Raw genomic sequence first — 19090 nt, 5'->3', positions numbered from 1 at the left:
GGATGAGGACGTTAAACAGGTAGCCAGGCACACTAGCGCCAACGTTTTAGCTAACAGGATTGGATCCTTATGTCACAGCCGACCTTCGATAAAGCACAGTTTCAGGCTGCACTGACACGTCAGTGGCAGCGATACGGTTTGCAGGCCGCAAGCGAAATGACTCAGCATCAGTGGTGGCAAGCGGTGAGCGGCGCGCTGGCAGAACTGTTGTCGGCTCAGCCTGCAGCGAAACCAGAAAAAAAACAGCGTCACGTCAACTATATCTCGATGGAGTTTCTGATCGGTCGCCTGACCGGCAACAACCTCCTGAACCTCGGCTGGTATCAGGACGTGAGTGCCGTGCTGAAAGATCACGACGTCACGCTGACGGATCTGCTGGAGGAAGAGACGGACCCGGCGTTGGGTAACGGCGGCCTGGGGCGTCTGGCGGCCTGTTTCCTCGATTCCATGGCGACCGTCGGTCAGTCGGCAACAGGTTACGGCCTGAACTATCAATACGGTCTGTTCCGTCAGTCGTTTGCCGACGGCCAGCAGATGGAAGCCCCGGATGACTGGCATCGCAACAGCTATCCGTGGTTCCGCCACAATGCTGCGCTGGACGTGCAGGTTGGCATTGGCGGTAAAGTGGTGAAAGGCGACTGGCAGCCAGCGTTCACGCTGGTCGGTCAGGCGTGGGATCTGCCGGTGCTCGGTTACCGGAACGGCGTGGCACAACCGCTGCGTTTATGGCAGGCGACCCACGCGCACCCGTTCAACCTGACCAAATTCAACGACGGCGATTTCCTGCGTGCAGAGCAGCAAGGGATCGACGCCGAAAAACTGACTAAAGTGCTGTACCCGAACGACAACCATCTGGCAGGCAAAAAGCTGCGCCTGATGCAGCAGTATTTCCAGTGCGCCTGTTCGGTGGCGGATATTCTGCGTCGTCATCATCTGGCGGGCCGTAAAATTGCTGACCTGCCGAAGTTTGAGGTGATTCAGCTCAACGACACGCACCCGACAATTGCCATTCCTGAACTGCTGCGTGTGCTTCTCGATGAGCATCAGATGAGCTGGGACGATGCCTGGGCCATCACCAGCAAAACCTTCGCCTACACCAACCACACGTTGATGCCAGAAGCACTCGAATGCTGGGATGAGAAACTGGTGAAAGCGCTGCTGCCGCGTCACATGCAGATCATCAATGAGATCAACACCCGTTTCAAAACGCGGGTCGACAACACCTGGCCAGGCGACGCTGCGGTGTGGGCCAAACTCGCGGTGGTACACGACAAGCAGGTGCGCATGGCCAACATGTGCGTGGTGAGCGGCTTTGCGGTCAACGGCGTCGCGGCGCTGCACTCTGATTTGGTGGTGAAGGACCTGTTCCCGGAATATCACCAGTTGTGGCCGAACAAATTCCACAACGTCACCAACGGCATTACGCCACGTCGCTGGATCAAGCAGTGCAACCCGGCGCTGGCAGCGCTGTTCGATAAGCATCTGAAGAAAGAGTGGGCCAACGATCTCGACCAGCTGATCAACCTGGAAAAATACGCCGACGACGCCAAATTCCGCAAAACCTGGCGTGATATCAAGCTCGCCAACAAACAGCATTTGGCGGAGTTTGTGAAGCACCGTACCGGGATTGACATCAATCCGGCGGCGATTTTTGATATTCAGATCAAGCGCCTGCACGAATACAAACGTCAGCACCTGAACCTGCTGCACATTTTAGCGCTGTACAAAGAAATCCGAGAAAACCCGCAGGCAGACCGCGTCCCGCGCGTATTCCTGTTTGGCGCGAAAGCTGCCCCGGGCTACTACCTGGCGAAGAACATCATTTTTGCTATCAACAAAGTGGCCGACGTGGTGAATAATGACCCGAAAGTCGGCGACAAGCTGAAAGTAGTATTCCTTCCGGACTACTGCGTATCGGCGGCAGAAGTGATGATCCCCGCGGCGGACGTGTCTGAACAAATTTCTACCGCAGGCAAAGAGGCTTCCGGCACCGGCAACATGAAGCTGGCGCTGAACGGCGCGCTGACCGTCGGCACTCTCGATGGTGCGAACGTCGAAATTGCCGAGCAGGTTGGCGACGAAAATATCTTCATCTTCGGCCACACCGTCGAACAAGTGAAAGCGCTGAAGGCCAAAGGTTATGACCCGCTGAAATGGCGTAAGAAAGACAAAGTGCTGGATGCGGTGCTGAAAGAGTTAGAAAGCGGTAAATACAGCGACGGTGACAAGCACGCGTTTGACCAGATGCTGCACAGCATGGGCAAACAGGGCGGCGACCCGTATCTGGTGATGGCTGATTTCACGGCGTACGTTGACGCGCAGAAACAGGTGGATGTGCTGTACCGTGACCAGGAAGCCTGGACGCGCGCGGCGATTCTCAACTCTGCCCGCTGCGGGATGTTCAGTTCCGACCGTTCAATCCGTGATTATCAGAGCCGTATCTGGCAGGCAAAACGTTAAGGGAACGCAATGGAGAGCAAACGTCTGGACAACGCCGCGCAAGCGGCGGGCATCAGCCCAAGTTACATCAATGCCCACGGCAAACCGCAGTCAATTGGTGCAGAAACCAAGCGACGTTTGCTCGACGCAATGCATCACGGGGTCGCGGCCACGACAGTGGCGGTGACACCGGTTCCCAACGTGCAGGTGTTTACCCACGGTAAGAAAATGTCGCTGCCGGTGGAAGGCAGCGGCGAGTACCACTGGATGCTGACCACCGAAGAGGGGGAGCAGCATCAGGGCAAAGCGACGGCAGAGAAAGCGCTGAACTTGCCGACGCGTTTGCCGGAGGGGTATCACACTCTGACGCTTACCCAGAGCGACCATCGCTGGCACTGCCGGGTGATTGTCGCCCCGGAGCGTTGCTATGAGCCGCAGGCGCTTAAGCAGGGCAAAAAGCTGTGGGGCAGCTGCGTGCAGCTCTACACCCTGCGTTCTGAGCGTAATTGGGGTATCGGTGATTTTGGCGATTTAAAAGTGATGCTGCCGGAAATCGCCCGACGTGGCGGGTCGTTTATCGGCCTGAACCCGATTCACGCGCTTTACCCGGCGAACCCGGAAAGCGCCAGCCCGTATAGTCCTTCTTCACGCCGCTGGCTGAACGTCATTTATATTGACGTAAATGCGGTCGACGATTTCCGTGACAGCAAAGAGGCGCAGGCGTGGTGGACATTGCCGACTACGCAGCAGGCGCTGCAATCCGCACGTGATGCCGAATGGGTCGATTATTCCACCGTCACCGCGCTGAAAATTACCGCGTTGCGGATGGCGTGGAAACGCTTCTCCGTGCGCAGCGACGATCAAATGGCGGCGTTCCGCCAGTTTGCCCTGAACGAAGGCGAAAGCCTTTACTGGCAGGCGGCGTTCGACGCGCTGCATGCGTATCAGGTCAAAGAAGATGAACTGCGCTGGGGCTGGCCTGCCTGGCCTGCCGCGTATCAGGACATCGACAGCCCGGAAGTGAAGGCGTTTTGTACCCAACACGCCGATGAAGTTGATTTCTTCCTTTGGCTGCAATGGCTGGCGTATTGCCAGTTCGCCGCCTGCTGGAATGAATGCCAGGCGCATGACATGCCGATTGGCTTGTATCGCGACCTTGCTGTGGGCGTGGCGGAGGGGGGGGCGGAAACCTGGTGTGACCGCGAGCTGTATTGCCTGAAAGCCTCCGTGGGCGCGCCACCGGATATTCTTGGGCCGCTCGGGCAAAACTGGGGCCTGCCGCCGATGGACCCGCATATCATCGCCGCGCGTGCCTATGAACCGTTTATCGATTTGCTGCGTGCGAATATGCAGAACTGTGGCGCGCTGCGCATCGACCACGTGATGTCGGTCCTGCGCTTGTGGTGGATCCCGTACGGTGAAACGGCGGATCACGGTGCGTACGTGCATTACCCGGTGGACTCTCTGCTGTCGATTCTGGCACTGGAAAGCAAACGCCATCAGTGCATGGTCATTGGCGAAGATCTTGGCACCGTGCCGGTGGAAATCGTCGGAAAACTGCGTAAAAGCGGCGTCTATTCCTACAAAGTGCTCTATTTCGAAAGCGACCACGAAAAAACCTGGCGTTCGCCGAAAGCCTACCCGGAGCAGTCTATGGCGGTGGCGACCACTCATGATTTGCCGACGCTGCGTGGCTACTGGGAAAGCGGTGATTTGACGCTCGGCAAAACCCTGGGGTTGTATCCTGACGAGGTGATTTTGCGCGGACTGTACCAGGATCGTGAACGGGCGAAGCAGGGGCTGTTAGACGCGCTGCACAACTATGGCTGTCTGCCAAAACGCGCCGGGCATAAGGCGTCGCTGATGAACATGACCACCACCCTGAATCGCGGAATGCAGCGTTATATCGCCGACAGTAATAGTGCGTTGCTGGGGCTTCAGCCGGAAGACTGGCTGGATATGGCGGGGCCGGTGAATATTCCGGGCACCAGTTACCAGTACAAAAACTGGCGTCGCAAGCTGTCCACCACCATTGAAGCGATGTTTGCTGATGAGACGGTGAATAAACTGATTAAGGATTTGGATAAGCGCAGGAATGCGGTGGGGAAATAATGGATTTGCGGGCCACGAGATCCTCGTAGGCCCGCGTAAGCGAGGCGCCGCCGGGTGAAAATGCCGGATGGCGCTTTGCTTATCAGGCCTGCAGGGCTACGGGCCTGAACGTAAAATCAGTAGTAAGAGTGTTCACCGCGCTGGTGTTCGGTCAAATCGCGAACGCCTTTCAGCTCCGGGAATTCGTTCAGCAGCTGCTTCTCGATCCCTTCTTTCAGCGTCACGTCGACCATCGAACAACCGTTACAGCCGCCGCCAAACTGCAGAATGGCGAAACCTTCGTCGGTGATTTCCATCAACGACACGCGACCGCCGTGACCGGCGAGCTGCGGGTTAACCTGCGACTGAATCATGTACTCTACGCGCTCCATCAGCGGCGCATCGTCAGACACTTTACGCATTTTGGCGTTCGGCGCTTTCAGCGTCAGCTGGGAACCTAACTGGTCGGTCACGAAGTCGATGTCCGCATCGTCCAGATATGGCGCGCTCAGCTCATCAACATACGCGGTCAGCAGGTCAAATTTGAGGGCAGTGTCACTGGCTTCCACCGCATCCGGCGGGCAATAAGAAACACCACATTCAGCATTCGGGGTGCCGGGGTTAATCACAAATACGCGAATTTGTGTCCCTTCTTCCTGATTTGCCAGCAGTTTGGCAAAGTGCGCTTGTGCAGTATCGGAAATACGGATCATAGCTTTGGCCTAATAGTTGACTACTTTAGTCGGTTATAATACGCCCATCACAAAGGGTCTACAAGGTGCGACACAGGCACCATACCTGAACTGACGCGGCGCCGTTTTGCAAAAGCAGGCGGGAAAGTTCGGCCACAGTGCTGCCGGTCGTGACGACATCGTCCACAAGGGCGATATGGAGTCCGTGTACCGGGAATTCAAGACGAAACGCGTTTTTCAGGTTCTGTTTACGCAATCGCGCCGAAAGCTGATGCTGCGTGGCCGTTGGCCTGACGCGATGAATCGCCTCGGGCTGATAGCCAATCCCCAACCAGCGGGAAAGCGGGCGACAGAGTAAATCTGCCTGATTGTATCCGCGTCGCCAATGGCGGCGTTGCCAGAGCGGAACCGCGAGCAGCCGGTCCGGTTTTTGCCGCCCGATGCCCTGTTGCAGGCGTAGAAGCAGCAGTCGCGCCAGCGCGCAGGCCAGCTCCGGCCTGGCGTTGAACTTCCACGTTTTCACCAGCGTTGAAAGCGGCGGTCCGTAGTCATTCACCGCGACCAGGCTTTGCCACGGCGGCGCTTTTTGCAGGCAGCGGCCGCAGTCTGTCTGCCCGCCAGCGGCAGGCAAACCACAGCGTGGACAGACGGGCAGACGAGAACTCACGGCGCGGGCGCAGCGCGAGCAAACGCCCCAGTGGACCAACGTCAGCGGCATTTGGCATAGCCAGCACAAGCCGTGGGCTGTTAGCATCATTCCCCTCCCAATTCGAAGAATGAGAACAATAACTGATGAACGACATCTGGTGGCAAACCAAAGGCGAAGGAAATTGTCATCTTGTGCTGCTGCACGGATGGGGGCTGAACGCGGAAGTATGGGATTGCATTACGCCGGAACTGAGTTCGCAATTCACGCTTCATTTGGTGGACCTGCCGGGCTTTGGACGCAGCACGGGTTTTGGCGCGCTTTCGCTGGAAGAGATGACCGCACTGGTTCTGGCAAAAGCGCCGGAAAAAGCGGTTTGGCTCGGCTGGAGTCTCGGCGGACTGGTGGCCAGCCTGGCGGCGTTGACCACCCCGGAACGCGTGCAGGCGCTGGTGACCGTTGCGTCATCACCGTGTTTTTCCGCGCAGGCCGACTGGCCGGGCATCAAGCCGGAAGTGTTGTCCGGTTTCCAGCAGCAGCTGAGCGAAGATTTTCAGCGCACGGTGGAGCGTTTCCTCGCTCTGCAGACGCTTGGCACCGAGAGCGCCCGCCAGGATGCGCGTCGACTGAAAAGCACGGTGCTGGCGTTGCCCATGCCGACGACCGAAGTGCTTAACGGCGGGCTGGAAATCCTCAAAACGGCGGATTTACGCGAGCCGCTTGCTTCGCTTGAGATGCCGTTCCTGCGGCTTTACGGCCACCTCGACGGGCTCGTGCCGCGTAAGGTGGTCCCGCTGCTGGATGCGCGCTGGCCGAACAGCCAGTCATCTATTTTCAACAAAGCGGCACATGCCCCGTTCATCTCCCATCCGACGGAGTTTTGTCAGCAGTTGGTAGCGCTTAAGCAGGTGATAGTCTGATTTTTAAGGCAAACTGGCGAAATTTATATCAGCGACAATACTTAGAAGGTCGCTGCGTCAGCGCATTGCCTTTACGCGCGCAGCGCTCACATAAAATGGTCCTAAGGAGAGTACGGCTATGAAATATGTTACGGGTATGGTTACGGCACTGGTACTGGGTTCTTTGTCTTTCGGCGCGTTTGCAGCCAAAGAAATTCAGAAAGAGGACGTGGCGAAAATGCACCTCACCAAGATTGGTACGGTGACCACCTCGCGCACCACATCGCCAATGGATGCCAAACACGATCTGTCGAAAAAAGCCGATGAAAAAGGTGCAACTTACTTCGTGGTGATTGCAGGCGAGAAGAACGAGAAAACCGTTCACGCGAATGCTGATATCTACAAATAAGTAAAAAGCGGGCCAGTGGCCCGCTTCTTCGTTTGATACATCAATGAGTCGTTACTGTAAAATCCACCATTCACGCAAACAGGCTTTCCCTTCCGGGCAGCTCTTACAGCTTCCACTCAGACAATCCGCCGGTTCCTCTGCAATGCGCTTCGCTTTACCCATCGCTTCCATTCGCATCAGCATCGCGTCAACCATCGGCTGTGGCGTATGCAGCGCGCGGCTCAGCTGCTGAGCCTCCATTCGGCCCTGCAATGCCAGCATGTTACGCAGTTCAATCATTGATGCCATGATTTCGTCCTTAGTGACAGTCGCCCGCCGGGCTGTTACAACAGCTGTCGACGGTTTTCCTGGTCGCCAGCAGGTTGACGTTGACCCGGCTGCGAGCGCGGCGTAACAGGCCCAGCACCACCACGTTAAACAGGACCACGGACAGAATGCAGGTCAGGCTGTAGCGCGGGTGCTGGCTGTAGCTGGCAACCTGATAGAACAGCGTTGACAGCGAGTAGGCGATGTTCAGCCCCCACAGTACCGAGAAGCCCATCCAGCCGCGGCTTGATTCGCGGGCGATGGCGCCCATCACCGAGATGCATGGAATGTAGAGCAGGACGAAAATCAGGTAGCTGTATGCGGCGGCTGCGCTGCCGAATTTGCTGCTCATTACGCCCATCGCGCCGGTTGCCATTTCACCGTCGCCTTTGCTGGCTTCGATGGGGTTGGCCAGTACGCTCAGGCTGAAGGTGTCTTTCAGGCTCTGCCAGGTTTCCCCCGCGGCGGCGCCCAACTCATCCAACAGATTGAAATCGGCCGGGTTGAACGCTTCCTGCTGGATATTTTCTGCGGTGTAGAGGGTGTTGAGCGTTCCTACCACCACTTCTTTTGCCATCGCACCGGTGAACAGGCCCACGGTGGCCTGCCAGTTGTCTTCGTGCACACCAATCGGTTTGAACAGCGGGGTGATTACGCGGCTGACGGACGCCAGCGCCGAATCGTTGATGTTGTCCGCTGCCTGGCCGCTCAGCGTGAAGCTATTCAGCGCGCTGAGGAAAATACTGACAATCACAATTACTTTACCGGCACGGAGAACGAAGCCTTTCAGGCGCTGCCAGGTCTGGATAATCAAACTTTTCAGATGCGGCACGTGATACACCGGCAGCTCCATCACGAACGGCGATGCTTCGCCACGCATAATGGTGTGTTTGAGCATCAGGCCGGTGAGGATAGCCATCACGATGCCGAGCACGTACAGCGAGAACACCGCCAGCGCGCCTTCCTGACCGAAGAAAGCGGCGGCAAAGACCGCGAAAATCGCCAGCCGCGCGCCACAGGACATAAACGGCGCCATCATGATGGTCATCAGGCGTTCACGCGGAGCGTCCAGCGTACGCGCGCCCATTACCGACGGCACGTTGCAGCCAAAGCCGACAATCAGCGGCACGAATGATTTACCCGGCAGCCCGAGGGATTGCATCAGGCGGTCCATCACAAACGCCGCGCGGGCCATGTAACCGGAGTCTTCGAGGAACGACAGGAACAGGTACATCATGCCAATCTGCGGTACCAGCGGCAGCACGGTGTTGATCCCGCCGCCAATCCCCTGCGCGAGGAAAATAGTCAGCCATTCAGGGAAGTGCAGGGTGGCACCAATCCACTGAATACCATGAATAAAGATAGCCACTGAACCTGCATCGAAAATCGGTTGCAGCGCGCCGCCGATGTTAATCGCCAGCAGGAACATCAGGTACATCACGAACAGGAATACCGGCAAGCCGAGGAAACGGTTGAGGATAATTCGGTCCACCGCGGCAGTGAAACGGCTCGGTTCGGCGGTCAGGGTGTTACTCACCACATCACACACGGCGGCGATGGACTGATAACGCGCATCGGCGATGTGCAGGGCCGGGTCATCCATTTCAGTTTGCAGGCGTTGCAAGGTGGAATCGAGCTGCTGTTGGGCGCGTTCCCCGGCAAATCCAAGGCTGTAAATATCGCCCTCGAGCATTTGCAGCCCCAACCAGCGACGCTGTTTGAGCGGCATCTCTGGCGGCATCGCCTGCGCCAGTGAATCGGCTTCACGCAGCAATGGTTGCGCATAATGTACCAGTTCTAAATCGTCATTGGCCTGATGGCGGTCGATGGACATTTTCAGCGCTTCGATTCCGCGCCCACGCGTAGAGACCAGCGGGATAACCGGGCAGCCGAGGCGTTTTGCCAACGCGTCGACTTCGATGCGTATTTGCTGTTTCTCCGCGATATCCAGCATGTTCAGCGCCACCACGCACGGAATGCCGAGTTCCAGTAATTGCAGCGTCAGATACAGGTTTCGCTCAAGGTTAGAGGCATCGACCACGTTGATCAGCAGGTCGGCATCGCCGCTCAGAATATAGTGGCAGGCAATCTGCTCATCAAGCGACGTTTGCGAGGAGATAGTGGTCAGCGAATAGGTGCCTGGCAGGTCCACCAGCGTCACCTGATTATCGGTGGTGGTGAACTGGCCTTCTTTGCGCTCAACCGTTACGCCGGACCAGTTGCCCACGCGCTGACGCGCTCCGGTCAACTGATTAAATAACGTCGTTTTCCCGGAATTAGGATTGCCAATTAAGCCAATGGTTAATTTCTTCATTTTACTGGACTCGCTGTGTCTGGCAGGAATTAACGGGTAAGCGCTTCGATTTCAATTAACGCCAGGTCTTTTTTGCGTAATACCAGGCTGACGCGACGGGTTTCAATATGAACCGGATCGCCGAGTGGCGCGACGCGCACGACATGAAAAGAAGAGCCAGGCAGCATGCCAAGCGAAAGTAATTTCTGCCGATAAGCCGGGCTAATTTCACGTGAGAACCCGGTTATCTTCCACGTACTGTCAGGAGTGAATTGCATAAGACCTGCTTGAATCGCTAATTGAAAATCCCTTCATACGCACGCAATGGCGTAAGAAACCAAGGATGGTGCCAACAGGAAAGGGTAAAATATCAACAGTGACGATGATAATGAGAATGGTTTCTGTCTTCAATCCATAAAATGTGAACGGATGTTCGTTTACCGAATAATTGACGCAAATTTGATGTGGCTCAATATTTATTACAGGAAAGGATGTTTGCGAAATAGAAGAGTTGTTATCAGGGTGAAAATAATAATGCGAAGAATTAACGAAAGGTAAAAAGGCGTGTCTGAATAATGTCGCGATACATCAGGCCCGCTTATATACCCGTCATACTTCAAGTTGCATGTGCGTCGGCAGCGCCTGCTCACCCCAGTCACTTACTTGAGTAAGCTCCAGGGGATTCTCAGCCTTGCCGCCTTCCTGCAACTCGAATTATTTAGGGTATAAATAAACGGGCCTGATGGGCACAGTCTTATTTTTTCTTCATCGCCGCGGCCAGCGCATCCATCATGGCGCTATTTCCGGCAGGCGTGGCCTCACGACCGCGCGGTTTTGCCGCTTTGGCTGCCGGGCGCGCATTCTGCTCACGACCGCCCCCACCGCCACGACGGCTGTTGGTGTCGCCAGGCTGCTCGTCCAGACGCATGGTCAGCGCGATACGCTTACGCTGCATATCCACTTCCAGCACTTTGACCTTCACGATATCGCCCGCTTTCACCACGGTGTGTGGATCTTCGACGAATTTATCGGCAAGGGACGAGATGTGAACCAGGCCATCCTGGTGCACGCCGATATCCACGAACGCGCCGAAGTTGGTGACGTTGGTTACCGCACCTTCCAGTACCATGCCTGGTAGCAGGTCGTTCATGGTTTCCACGCCGTCGGCAAACTTCGCAGTTTTGAACTCAGGACGCGGGTCACGGCCCGGTTTTTCAAGCTCTTTGATGATGTCAGTCACCGTCGGCAGACCAAAACGTTCATCGGTAAAATCGACCGCTTTCACGTTACGCAACTCGCTGCTGTTGCCCATCAGCGCTTTCAGCGCCTGTTGGGTCACCGCCAGAATGCGTTCCACGACAGGATACGCTTCCGGGTGAACGGTTGAGGCATCGAGCGGATTGTCGCCGTGGTTGATACGCAGGAAGCCCGCGCACTGTTCGAAGGCTTTCGGCCCCAGACGGCTCACTTTGAGCAGCTGTTGACGGTTCTGGAACTGACCGTTCTCATCACGCCAGGTCACGATGTTCTGCGCCATCATGCGCGTCAGGCCCGCGACACGGGTCAACAGCGGCACGGAGGCGGTATTAAGGTCAACGCCGACGGCGTTCACACAGTCTTCCACTACCGCGTCCAGTTTGCGCGCCAGCTGGCTCTGGCTGACGTCGTGCTGGTATTGGCCGACACCGATAGATTTCGGGTCGATTTTCACCAGCTCCGCCAGCGGATCCTGCAAGCGACGGGCGATAGACACCGCCCCACGAATAGACACGTCGAGATCCGGGAATTCGAGCGCTGCGAGTTCGGAGGCGGAATACACCGACGCCCCGGCTTCGCTGACGATCACTTTTTCAGCCGTTACTTTTGGGAACTGCTTCTGCACGTCGAGGTAGAAACGCTCGGTTTCGCGTGAGGCGGTACCGTTGCCAATTGCCACCAGCTCGACATTGTATTTTTCGCACAGCGCTGCCACGGCAACCGCCGATTTCGCCGCCTGACCGGTGTGTGGATAAATGGTGTCGGTGGCGACCAGTTTGCCGGTGCCATCAACCACTGCCACTTTCACGCCGGTACGCAGACCCGGATCGAGACCCATGGTCGCACGCAGACCCGCCGGAGCGGCCATCAGCAGATCGTGCAGGTTGCGGGCGAAGACGTTAATCGCTTCGTCTTCTGCACGTTCGCGCACGGTGCCCATCAGTTCGGTTTCAAGGTGCATCAGCACTTTGATGCGCCACGTCCAGCTCACCACGCCTTTACGCCAGCTGTCTGCCGGGGCGTTATTCAGACGCAGATTGAGATGGTCGATGATGATTTGTTCGCAATGGCTCTCTTTTGGCGGCTCATCGAACTGCGGATCGGCGTTCAGGGAGAGTTGCAAAATGCCTTCGTTGCGGCCACGGAACATCGCCAGCGCACGGTGAGATGGCGCGGTAGCAATCGGCTCGTGGTGATCGAAGTAATCACGGAATTTCGCGCCTTCCTCCTCTTTGCCGCTGACCACAACGGCGACGAGATGGGCGTTTTTCCACAGATAGTTACGCACTTTCGCCAGCAGTTGGGCGTCTTCGGCGAAGCGTTCCATCAGGATATAGCGTGCGCCATCGAGGGCCGCTTTCGTGTCGGCTACGCCGTTATCAGCATTGATGTATTTCGCGGCTTCGTCTTCCGGTACGTGCGATGGCTCGTTCCACAGCAAATCGGCCAGCGGCTCGAGGCCTGCTTCAATCGCGATTTGCCCGCGGGTACGGCGCTTAGGCTTATACGGCAGGTACAAATCTTCGAGCTCGGTTTTGCTCAGCGTGCCGTTGATGGCTTTCGCCAGTTCGTCGCTCAGTTTGCCCTGATCGTTGATGGACTTGAGGATCGACTGGCGGCGTTCTTCCAGCTCACGCAAATAGCCAAGACGGGTTTCCAGGTTACGCAGCTGGGTGTCGTCCAGACCGCCGGTGACTTCCTTACGATAACGTGCGATAAACGGCACGGTGTTCCCTTCATCAAGCAGACGAACGGCAGCAGTAACCTGTTCGTTTCTGGCCTGAAGTTCACCCGCAATAATGCGGCAGAGCGAATCATTCATCATGGCTTTATTTCATCTGTAGGATCGAAAAACAGGGGATAGTTATACGGATTGGCCAGCCAAAATACCAGCCGGACCTATCCGTAATCAGAGTGTTCCAGGTGCGTTATTTCACATACTCGATCTCATTGACATACCAACTGGCATCACCCGCCGGAGTCTGCACAATGGCGAGGTCGCCGACCTCTTTTTTCAGCAGCGCGCGGGCCATCGGTGAATCGATGGAGATGTAATCTTTACGCCCGAAAATTTCGTCATAACCGACAATACGAAAGCGTTTGGTGTCGCCATTGTCATTTTCGATTTCCACCCACGCGCCGAAGAAGACTTTGCCTTCCTGCTGCGGGGAGTAATCGACGATTTTTAAATTTTCCAGACATTTGGTCAGATAGCGAACCCGGCGATCAATTTCACGCAGACGCTTTTTGTTGTACTGATAATCGGCGTTTTCGCTGCGATCTCCAAGGCTTGCGGCCCAGGTGACTTTTTTCGTCACCTCTGGGCGGTCTTCGCGCCAAAGATAATCCAGCTCTTTCTTCAACTTCTCATACCCTTCACGGGTAATTAGCGGCGTTTTCATTGTGGTGCTACCTTGTGACTACTTGTGCTTGCGCACATTTTGCCTCATAGATTACGTCAATTGGTTAAAAAATAGTTTTCTGTGATGAATTGTACAGATAAGCTGCTGTAAAATATGCTTTGTAACAATTTCGGCTAGAATTTATACCAGATTTAGCTGGAGCCTGGCGTACGCTTTTTTGAGAATACGTACTCATAATTGTTACGAACCTTCTGGGAGTAAAAACAATGCAAGAGAATTATAAGATTCTTGTTGTGGATGACGACATGCGCCTGCGTGCGCTTCTTGAGCGTTATCTGACCGAGCAAGGCTTCCAGGTTCGAAGCGTCGCCAACGCCGAACAGATGGATCGCCTGCTGACCCGTGAATCCTTCCACCTGATGGTGCTGGATTTAATGCTGCCTGGCGAAGATGGTCTCTCCATTTGTCGTCGCCTGCGCAGCCAAAGTAACCCGATGCCAATCATCATGGTGACGGCGAAAGGCGAAGAGGTTGACCGAATCGTGGGTCTGGAAATTGGTGCCGACGACTACATTCCAAAACCGTTCAACCCGCGTGAGCTGCTGGCCCGTATCCGTGCCGTGCTGCGTCGTCAGGCGAACGAACTGCCAGGTGCACCGTCGCAGGAAGAAGCCGTTATCGCATTCGGTAAGTTCAAGCTGAACCTCGGTACGCGCGAAATGTTCCGCGAAGACGAACCTATGCCACTGACCAGCGGTGAATTTGCGGTACTCAAAGCGCTGGTGAGCCATCCGCGTGAGCCGTTGTCCCGTGACAAGCTGATGAACCTGGCGCGTGGCCGTGAATATTCCGCGATGGAGCGTTCCATCGACGTGCAGATTTCCCGTCTGCGCCGCATGGTGGAAGAAGATCCGGCGCACCCGCGCTACATTCAGACCGTGTGGGGCCTGGGTTACGTGTTTGTGCCGGACGGTTCTAAAGCATGAGGCGAATGCGCTTCTCACCACGAAGTTCATTTGCCCGCACGTTGCTTCTCATCGTCACCTTGCTGTTCGTCAGCCTGGTGACGACCTATCTTGTGGTCCTGAACTTCGCGATTTTGCCGAGCCTTCAGCAGTTCAATAAAGTACTGGCCTACGAAGTCCGTATGCTAATGACCGATAAACTGCAGCTTGAGGATGGCACCCAACTGGTGGTGCCTCCGGCATTTCGACGTGAGATTTACCGCGAGCTTGGCATTTCGCTCTATTCCGATGAAGCGGCGGAAGATGCCGGACTACGCTGGGCGCAGCACTATGAATTCTTAAGTCAGCAGATGGCTCAGCAGCTGGGTGGCCCGACAGAAGTTCGTGTTGAGGTCAACAAAAGCTCGCCGGTTGTGTGGCTGAAAACTTGGCTGTCGCCCAACATTTGGGTGCGCGTGCCGCTGACTGAAATCCATCAGGGCGACTTCTCGCCGCTGTTCCGCTATACCCTGGCCATAATGTTGCTGGCGATAGGCGGTGCATGGCTGTTTATTCGTATTCAGAACCGACCCTTGGTCGATCTTGAACACGCGGCTTTGCAGGTTGGTAAAGGGATCATTCCGCCTCCTCTGCGCGAGTATGGCGCGTCGGAAGTGCGATCCGTGACCCGAGCCTTTAACCATATGGCGGCAGGCGTTAAGCAGCTCGCTGACGACCGTACGCTGCTGATGGCGGGTGTGAGTCACGATTTACGTACGCCGTTGACGCGTATCCGTCTGGCGACGGAGATGATGGGCGAAGAAGACGGTTACCTTGCCGAATCCATCAACAAGGATATCGAAGAGTGTAACGCCATCATCGAGCAGTTCATCGACTACCTGCGTACAGGCCAGGAAATGCCGATGGAGCTCGGCGACCTGAATTCGGTGCTCGGCGAAGTCGTGGCGGCAGAAAGCGGCTACGAGCGTGAGATTGAAACGGACATGCAGGCCGGAGAAATCCCGGTGCGGATGCACCCGCTGTCGATCAAGCGCGCGCTGGCCAATATGGTGGTGAATGCCGCTCGCTATGGAAATGGTTGGATCAAAGTCAGCAGTGGCAGCGAGCCAAACCGTGTCTGGTTCCAGGTGGAAGATAATGGCCCGGGTATCAAACCTGAACAACGTAAACACCTGTTCCAGCCGTTCGTGCGTGGCGACAGTGCGCGCAGCACCAGCGGCACCGGGCTGGGTCTGGCCATCGTGCAGCGTATCATCGACAACCATAACGGCTTGCTGGAGATTGATACCAGCGAGAAGGGCGGATTGTTGATTCGGGCGTGGCTGCCAGTGCCGGTCGTGCGAACGTCCAGTACCAAAGAAAGCTAAAAAAAGGCCCGACACGATGATGTGTCGGGCCTTTTACTTTGGATGAAGGGCGGCGTAGCGCCACCCAGCAGTCTGTTACAGCTTCGGACCTGCCTCAACCAGCGCCGCACCCGCAGGGGTGTCGGTGTACTTCTCAAAGTTTTCCACGAACAGATTCGCCAGCGCTTTGGCTTTTTCCTGCCACTGCTCCGGTGATGCGTAGGTATTACGCGGGTCCAGAATGTGCGTATCCACACCTGGCAGTTCAGTTGGGATCTGCAAATTGAACATCGGCAGCGTGAAGGTTTCAGTGTTATCCAGCGTACCGTCGAGAATGGCGTCGATAATGGCGCGCGTATCTTTAATCGAGATACGTTTGCCAGTGCCGTTCCAGCCGGTATTGACCAGATACGCCTGCGCGCCGGAAGCCTGCATACGTTTCACCAGCACTTCTGCGTACTGCGTCGGGTGCAGCGACAGGAATGCTGCACCAAAGCAGGAGGAGAAAGTTGGCGTTGGTTCGGTTACGCCACGCTCGGTACCCGCCAGTTTGGCGGTAAAACCAGACAGGAAGTGGTACTGCGTCTGGTTAGCCGTCAGTCGAGAAACTGGCGGCAGCACGCCGAAGGCGTCGGCGGTCAGGAAGATAACTTTGGTTGCATGGCCCGCTTTCGACACCGGTTTCACGATATTGTCGATGTGGTAAATCGGGTAGGAGACGCGGGTGTTTTCGGTTTTCGACGCATCGTTGAAATCGATGGTGCCGTCGGCCAGCACGCTGACGTTTTCCAGCAGCGCGTCGCGGCGAATGGCGTGATAGATATCCGGCTCGGCTTCTTCTGACAGGCGAATGGTTTTCGCGTAGCAGCCGCCTTCAAAGTTAAACACACCATCGTCGTCCCAGCCGTGCTCATCATCGCCAATCAGGCGGCGTTTCGGATCGGTGGAGAGAGTGGTTTTTCCTGTGCCGGACAGGCCAAAGAATACTGCCACATCGCCTTTTTCGCCGACGTTCGCTGAACAGTGCATCGAAGCTATGCCCTTCAGCGGCAGCAGGTAGTTCATGATAGAGAACATCCCTTTCTTCATTTCGCCGCCGTACCAGGTGCCGCCAATCAGCTGCACGCGTTCGGTCAGGTTGAAGGCCACGAAGTTTTCGGAGTTCAGACCCTGCTGTTTCCAGTTCGGATTGGTGCATTTCGCGCCGTTCATCACCACGAAGTCAGGCTTAAAGGTTGCCAGCTCGTCGTCCGTTGGGCGGATAAACATGTTTTTCACGAAGTGCGCCTGCCAGGCTACTTCGGTAATAAAGCGTACGCACAGGCGAGTGTCGGCGTTAGCGCCACAGTAAGCATCGATGATAAACAGACGCTTACCAGAAAGTTGTTGGGTGACGAGTCCTTTGAGTTGCTGCCAGGTTTCCGGGGAGAGCGGTTTGTTGTCGTTCTTGCCTTTGCCTTTATCAGCCCACCACACGGTATCGCGGGTGGTGTCATCACGGACAATGTATTTATCTTTCGGCGACCGGCCGGTAAAAATACCGGTATCGACAGCAATCGCACCGAGATTTGTCAGAATACCGCGCTCATAGCCTTCCAGAGTGGGGTTGAGCTCTTCCTCAAATAACGTGTCGTAATCGGGGTTGTAGACGATGTCCTGGGCGTCGTTGATTCCATAAGCCTTGAGATCCTGCGGGGTTATACCTTTAACACGCATGTCACTGCTCCTTAGCCAATATGTACTGCCAATGATTTTAGGGTTGTTTGAGGGTTATTGACCGCGACCAGGCTCATAGATTTGCGTATCCGGACTCTCGTCAAACTAACGGAAAACACGGTGACTCCTGTCACGAGGCGACACAGATTATGGCAGGAAACGTTTTTTAGTGGGGGGAAATGTTCCTAAACCGTCAACAAATGGTTTTATGAACTGATGGAATGTGAATGTAATCGCATTCCTGAAAATAAGTTACGGAAGAGTTACAGAAAAAATCGATTCACTTCTCGCAAGTTCCTCACCCAAACCCTTTGCCCATAGGAGCGAGGACCGGAGTGAGGGGACAAGCGATGACTAAATCAATGAACCTGGGGATCCGCCGGGGAGGCGTTGTTGCGGATCTCGGCAATATCCATCGCGTTAAACACGTAATGGCTGCCGCAGTAATCGCAGTTCATATCGATTTCACCGTCATCGGCCAGAATGCTGTCAACTTCTTCATCTGGCAGCGTTCTCAGCGCATCGGCACAGCGCTCACGGGAACAGGTGCACTTGAATTCGACCGTTTGCGGATCGTAAACCGTCACTTCTTCTTCGTGATACAGACGCCACAGCACGTCGTTCGCCGGCAGGCCAAACAGCTCTTCCGCTTTGATAGTGTCGGTCAGCGTCGCCAGGTGCTCGAAATCAGTGGTCTGTGCGTTTTGCGCTGGCATCACCTGCAGCAAAATACCACCTGCCGCCATTTTGCCGTCGTGCTCACCGGTACGGATGATAAGACGCGTCGGCAGCTGCTCGGAGCGCAGGAAATAGTCTTCCAGACACGCCGCCAGCGTATCGCCTTCCAGGCCCACCACGCCCTGATAGCGCTCACCTTCTTCCGGCGCAATGGTGATAACCAGATAACCATTACCGACCAGCGTTTTCAGATCCGCGTTTTCCGGGATATCGCCCTGTACTCGCGCCACACCGCGCAGCTGTTGATTGTTGTTGCCGTTAATCACTGCCAGCGACATGGGGCCATCACCCTGCAGCTGCACGGTGATATCACCGGCAAACTTCAGCGTTGCGGTCAGCAGACTGGTTGCCACCAGCAGCTCGGCCAGCACGTTTTTTACCGGCTGCGGATAACTGTGATTCGCGAGAACCTGCTCCAGCGTTTCGGAGACGGTGACCAGTTCGCCGCGTACGGCCACGTTTTCAAACAGATAGCGATGTAATTGATCGTGTTGAATCATCATTTTCTCTCTTAAGGGAACGGCTACTCACTGTTCCCATGTTTAAATCTCATCAGGTCGCGGCGCTCTTTTTTGTCAGGGCGACGGTCCGGGTGCGGCATGGTCAACGCGTTGAGCTTGCGGGCCACGGCCATTTTTTCCCGTTTTTCGATACTTTCGGCAGTTTCTTCGTACAGCAGCGTGGCTTCGGTGGCCGGGCGTCGCTGCTCGGTAATGCCTTTAATCATCACCGTCCGTTCGTCGTTGCCCTGACGCAGCGTCAGCATGGCGTTCATCTCCACCACTTTGCTGGGTTTGCTGCGCTGTCCGTTGTAATGCACTTTACCGCCTTCTACCATTTCGCGTGCAACCGCGCGAGTTTTGTAGAAGCGGGCCGCCCAGAGCCACTTATCCAGCCGTACGGCGGCTTCGGTGAGTTTCTCTTTCATGG

The 19090-nt window shown here is 55.8% G+C and carries 16 protein-coding genes; 6 read left to right on the top strand and 10 right to left on the bottom strand.

Annotated features, from left to right (window positions below; translation table 11 throughout):
• The first annotated feature begins 69 nt into the window (after positions 1–69).
• Positions 70–2460 carry a maltodextrin phosphorylase gene (gene malP, locus MUU47_RS13445; RefSeq protein WP_258988669.1) on the top strand — a complete coding sequence of 797 codons (2391 nt, stop codon included), beginning with the start codon at positions 70–72 and terminating at the stop codon, positions 2458–2460.
• A gap of 9 nt (positions 2461–2469) precedes the next feature.
• Positions 2470–4551, top strand: coding sequence for a 4-alpha-glucanotransferase (gene malQ / locus MUU47_RS13440; RefSeq protein ID WP_258988668.1), 2082 nt, complete (start codon positions 2470–2472; stop codon positions 4549–4551).
• Between the two features lie 116 nt (positions 4552–4667).
• On the opposite strand, the gene nfuA is transcribed toward malQ, so the two are convergent.
• Positions 4668–5243, bottom strand: a complete 576-nt coding sequence (gene nfuA, locus MUU47_RS13435; RefSeq protein ID WP_110511805.1) for a Fe-S biogenesis protein NfuA — start codon at positions 5241–5243, stop codon at positions 4668–4670.
• A 58-nt stretch (positions 5244–5301) separates the two neighbouring features.
• On the bottom strand, positions 5302–5976 hold the full coding sequence (gntX, locus tag MUU47_RS13430) for a DNA utilization protein GntX (RefSeq protein ID WP_258988970.1): 675 nt from the start codon (positions 5974–5976) through the stop codon (positions 5302–5304).
• 38 nt (positions 5977–6014) lie between these two features.
• Here gntX and bioH point away from each other — a divergent pair, with 38 nt between their 5' ends.
• A complete protein-coding gene (gene bioH / locus MUU47_RS13425; protein ID WP_258988666.1) occupies positions 6015–6788 on the top strand; it encodes a pimeloyl-ACP methyl ester esterase BioH in 774 nt (257 codons plus the stop codon).
• Between the two features lie 118 nt (positions 6789–6906).
• Entirely contained in the window at positions 6907–7176 is a 270-nt protein-coding gene (locus MUU47_RS13420; protein WP_258988665.1) for a YdgH/BhsA/McbA-like domain containing protein, read from the top strand.
• Positions 7177–7227: 51 nt separating this feature from the next.
• Here MUU47_RS13420 and feoC read toward each other — a convergent pair whose 3' ends face one another.
• The 5 genes from feoC to greB all read right to left on the bottom strand — a co-directional run bounded on the left by feoC (position 7228) and on the right by greB (position 13434).
• Positions 7228–7464 carry a [Fe-S]-dependent transcriptional repressor FeoC gene (gene feoC, locus MUU47_RS13415; protein ID WP_159757588.1) on the bottom strand — a complete coding sequence of 79 codons (237 nt, stop codon included), beginning with the start codon at positions 7462–7464 and terminating at the stop codon, positions 7228–7230.
• A 10-nt stretch (positions 7465–7474) separates the two neighbouring features.
• Positions 7475–9796 (bottom strand): Fe(2+) transporter permease subunit FeoB, encoded by a 2322-nt coding sequence (gene feoB, locus MUU47_RS13410; protein ID WP_258988664.1) that lies wholly within the window; start codon positions 9794–9796, stop codon positions 7475–7477.
• A 29-nt stretch (positions 9797–9825) separates the two neighbouring features.
• Complete coding sequence (feoA, locus tag MUU47_RS13405; protein ID WP_110511800.1) at positions 9826–10053, bottom strand: ferrous iron transporter A; 228 nt, start codon at positions 10051–10053, stop codon at positions 9826–9828.
• Positions 10054–10529: 476 nt separating this feature from the next.
• A complete protein-coding gene (locus tag MUU47_RS13400; RefSeq protein ID WP_258988663.1) occupies positions 10530–12857 on the bottom strand; it encodes a Tex family protein in 2328 nt (775 codons plus the stop codon).
• Positions 12858–12960: 103 nt separating this feature from the next.
• Positions 12961–13434 (bottom strand): transcription elongation factor GreB, encoded by a 474-nt coding sequence (gene greB / locus MUU47_RS13395; RefSeq protein ID WP_258988662.1) that lies wholly within the window; start codon positions 13432–13434, stop codon positions 12961–12963.
• A gap of 227 nt (positions 13435–13661) precedes the next feature.
• Here greB and ompR point away from each other — a divergent pair, with 227 nt between their 5' ends.
• Positions 13662–14381 (top strand): osmolarity response regulator transcription factor OmpR, encoded by a 720-nt coding sequence (ompR, locus tag MUU47_RS13390; RefSeq protein ID WP_001157751.1) that lies wholly within the window; start codon positions 13662–13664, stop codon positions 14379–14381.
• A complete protein-coding gene (gene envZ / locus MUU47_RS13385) occupies positions 14378–15727 on the top strand; it encodes a two-component system sensor histidine kinase EnvZ (RefSeq protein ID WP_258988661.1) in 1350 nt (449 codons plus the stop codon). The genes ompR and envZ overlap by 4 nt, the downstream gene beginning before the upstream one ends.
• A gap of 75 nt (positions 15728–15802) precedes the next feature.
• Here envZ and pckA read toward each other — a convergent pair whose 3' ends face one another.
• The 3 genes from pckA to hslR form a co-directional block, all read right to left on the bottom strand.
• Positions 15803–17422: a phosphoenolpyruvate carboxykinase (ATP) gene (pckA, locus tag MUU47_RS13380; RefSeq protein WP_159769638.1), complete on the bottom strand. Its 1620-nt coding sequence runs from the start codon at positions 17420–17422 to the stop codon at positions 15803–15805.
• A gap of 359 nt (positions 17423–17781) precedes the next feature.
• Positions 17782–18660: an Hsp33 family molecular chaperone HslO gene (gene hslO / locus MUU47_RS13375; protein ID WP_258988969.1), complete on the bottom strand. Its 879-nt coding sequence runs from the start codon at positions 18658–18660 to the stop codon at positions 17782–17784.
• Between the two features lie 23 nt (positions 18661–18683).
• The gene (gene hslR / locus MUU47_RS13370) at positions 18684–19088 is read right to left on the bottom strand and encodes a ribosome-associated heat shock protein Hsp15 (protein ID WP_258988660.1); all 405 of its coding nucleotides are present in this window, start codon (positions 19086–19088) and stop codon (positions 18684–18686) included.
• Positions 19089–19090 lie beyond the last annotated feature (2 nt).

Origin of the sequence: Scandinavium hiltneri, assembly GCF_024764835.1 — a bacterium.
In the GTDB taxonomy this organism is placed as follows: domain Bacteria; phylum Pseudomonadota; class Gammaproteobacteria; order Enterobacterales; family Enterobacteriaceae; genus Scandinavium; species Scandinavium hiltneri.
Note: the sequence above shows the minus strand (reverse complement) of the source record. Positions and strands in the feature narration are given on the sequence as shown.

Coding starts and splice junctions, on each gene's coding strand:
- bioH (WP_258988666.1), top strand. CDS start 6,015: ATGAACGACATCTGGTGGCAAACCAAAGGCGAAGGAAATTGTCATCTT.
- envZ (WP_258988661.1), top strand. CDS start 14,378: ATGAGGCGAATGCGCTTCTCACCACGAAGTTCATTTGCCCGCACGTTG.
- MUU47_RS13400 (WP_258988663.1), bottom strand. CDS start 12,857: ATGATGAATGATTCGCTCTGCCGCATTATTGCGGGTGAACTTCAGGCC.
- pckA (WP_159769638.1), bottom strand. CDS start 17,422: ATGCGTGTTAAAGGTATAACCCCGCAGGATCTCAAGGCTTATGGAATC.
- gntX (WP_258988970.1), bottom strand. CDS start 5,976: ATGCTAACAGCCCACGGCTTGTGCTGGCTATGCCAAATGCCGCTGACG.
- hslR (WP_258988660.1), bottom strand. CDS start 19,088: ATGAAAGAGAAACTCACCGAAGCCGCCGTACGGCTGGATAAGTGGCTC.
- nfuA (WP_110511805.1), bottom strand. CDS start 5,243: ATGATCCGTATTTCCGATACTGCACAAGCGCACTTTGCCAAACTGCTG.
- feoB (WP_258988664.1), bottom strand. CDS start 9,796: ATGAAGAAATTAACCATTGGCTTAATTGGCAATCCTAATTCCGGGAAA.
- malQ (WP_258988668.1), top strand. CDS start 2,470: ATGGAGAGCAAACGTCTGGACAACGCCGCGCAAGCGGCGGGCATCAGC.
- greB (WP_258988662.1), bottom strand. CDS start 13,434: ATGAAAACGCCGCTAATTACCCGTGAAGGGTATGAGAAGTTGAAGAAA.
- ompR (WP_001157751.1), top strand. CDS start 13,662: ATGCAAGAGAATTATAAGATTCTTGTTGTGGATGACGACATGCGCCTG.
- MUU47_RS13420 (WP_258988665.1), top strand. CDS start 6,907: ATGAAATATGTTACGGGTATGGTTACGGCACTGGTACTGGGTTCTTTG.
- malP (WP_258988669.1), top strand. CDS start 70: ATGTCACAGCCGACCTTCGATAAAGCACAGTTTCAGGCTGCACTGACA.
- feoA (WP_110511800.1), bottom strand. CDS start 10,053: ATGCAATTCACTCCTGACAGTACGTGGAAGATAACCGGGTTCTCACGT.
- hslO (WP_258988969.1), bottom strand. CDS start 18,660: ATGATTCAACACGATCAATTACATCGCTATCTGTTTGAAAACGTGGCC.
- feoC (WP_159757588.1), bottom strand. CDS start 7,464: ATGGCATCAATGATTGAACTGCGTAACATGCTGGCATTGCAGGGCCGA.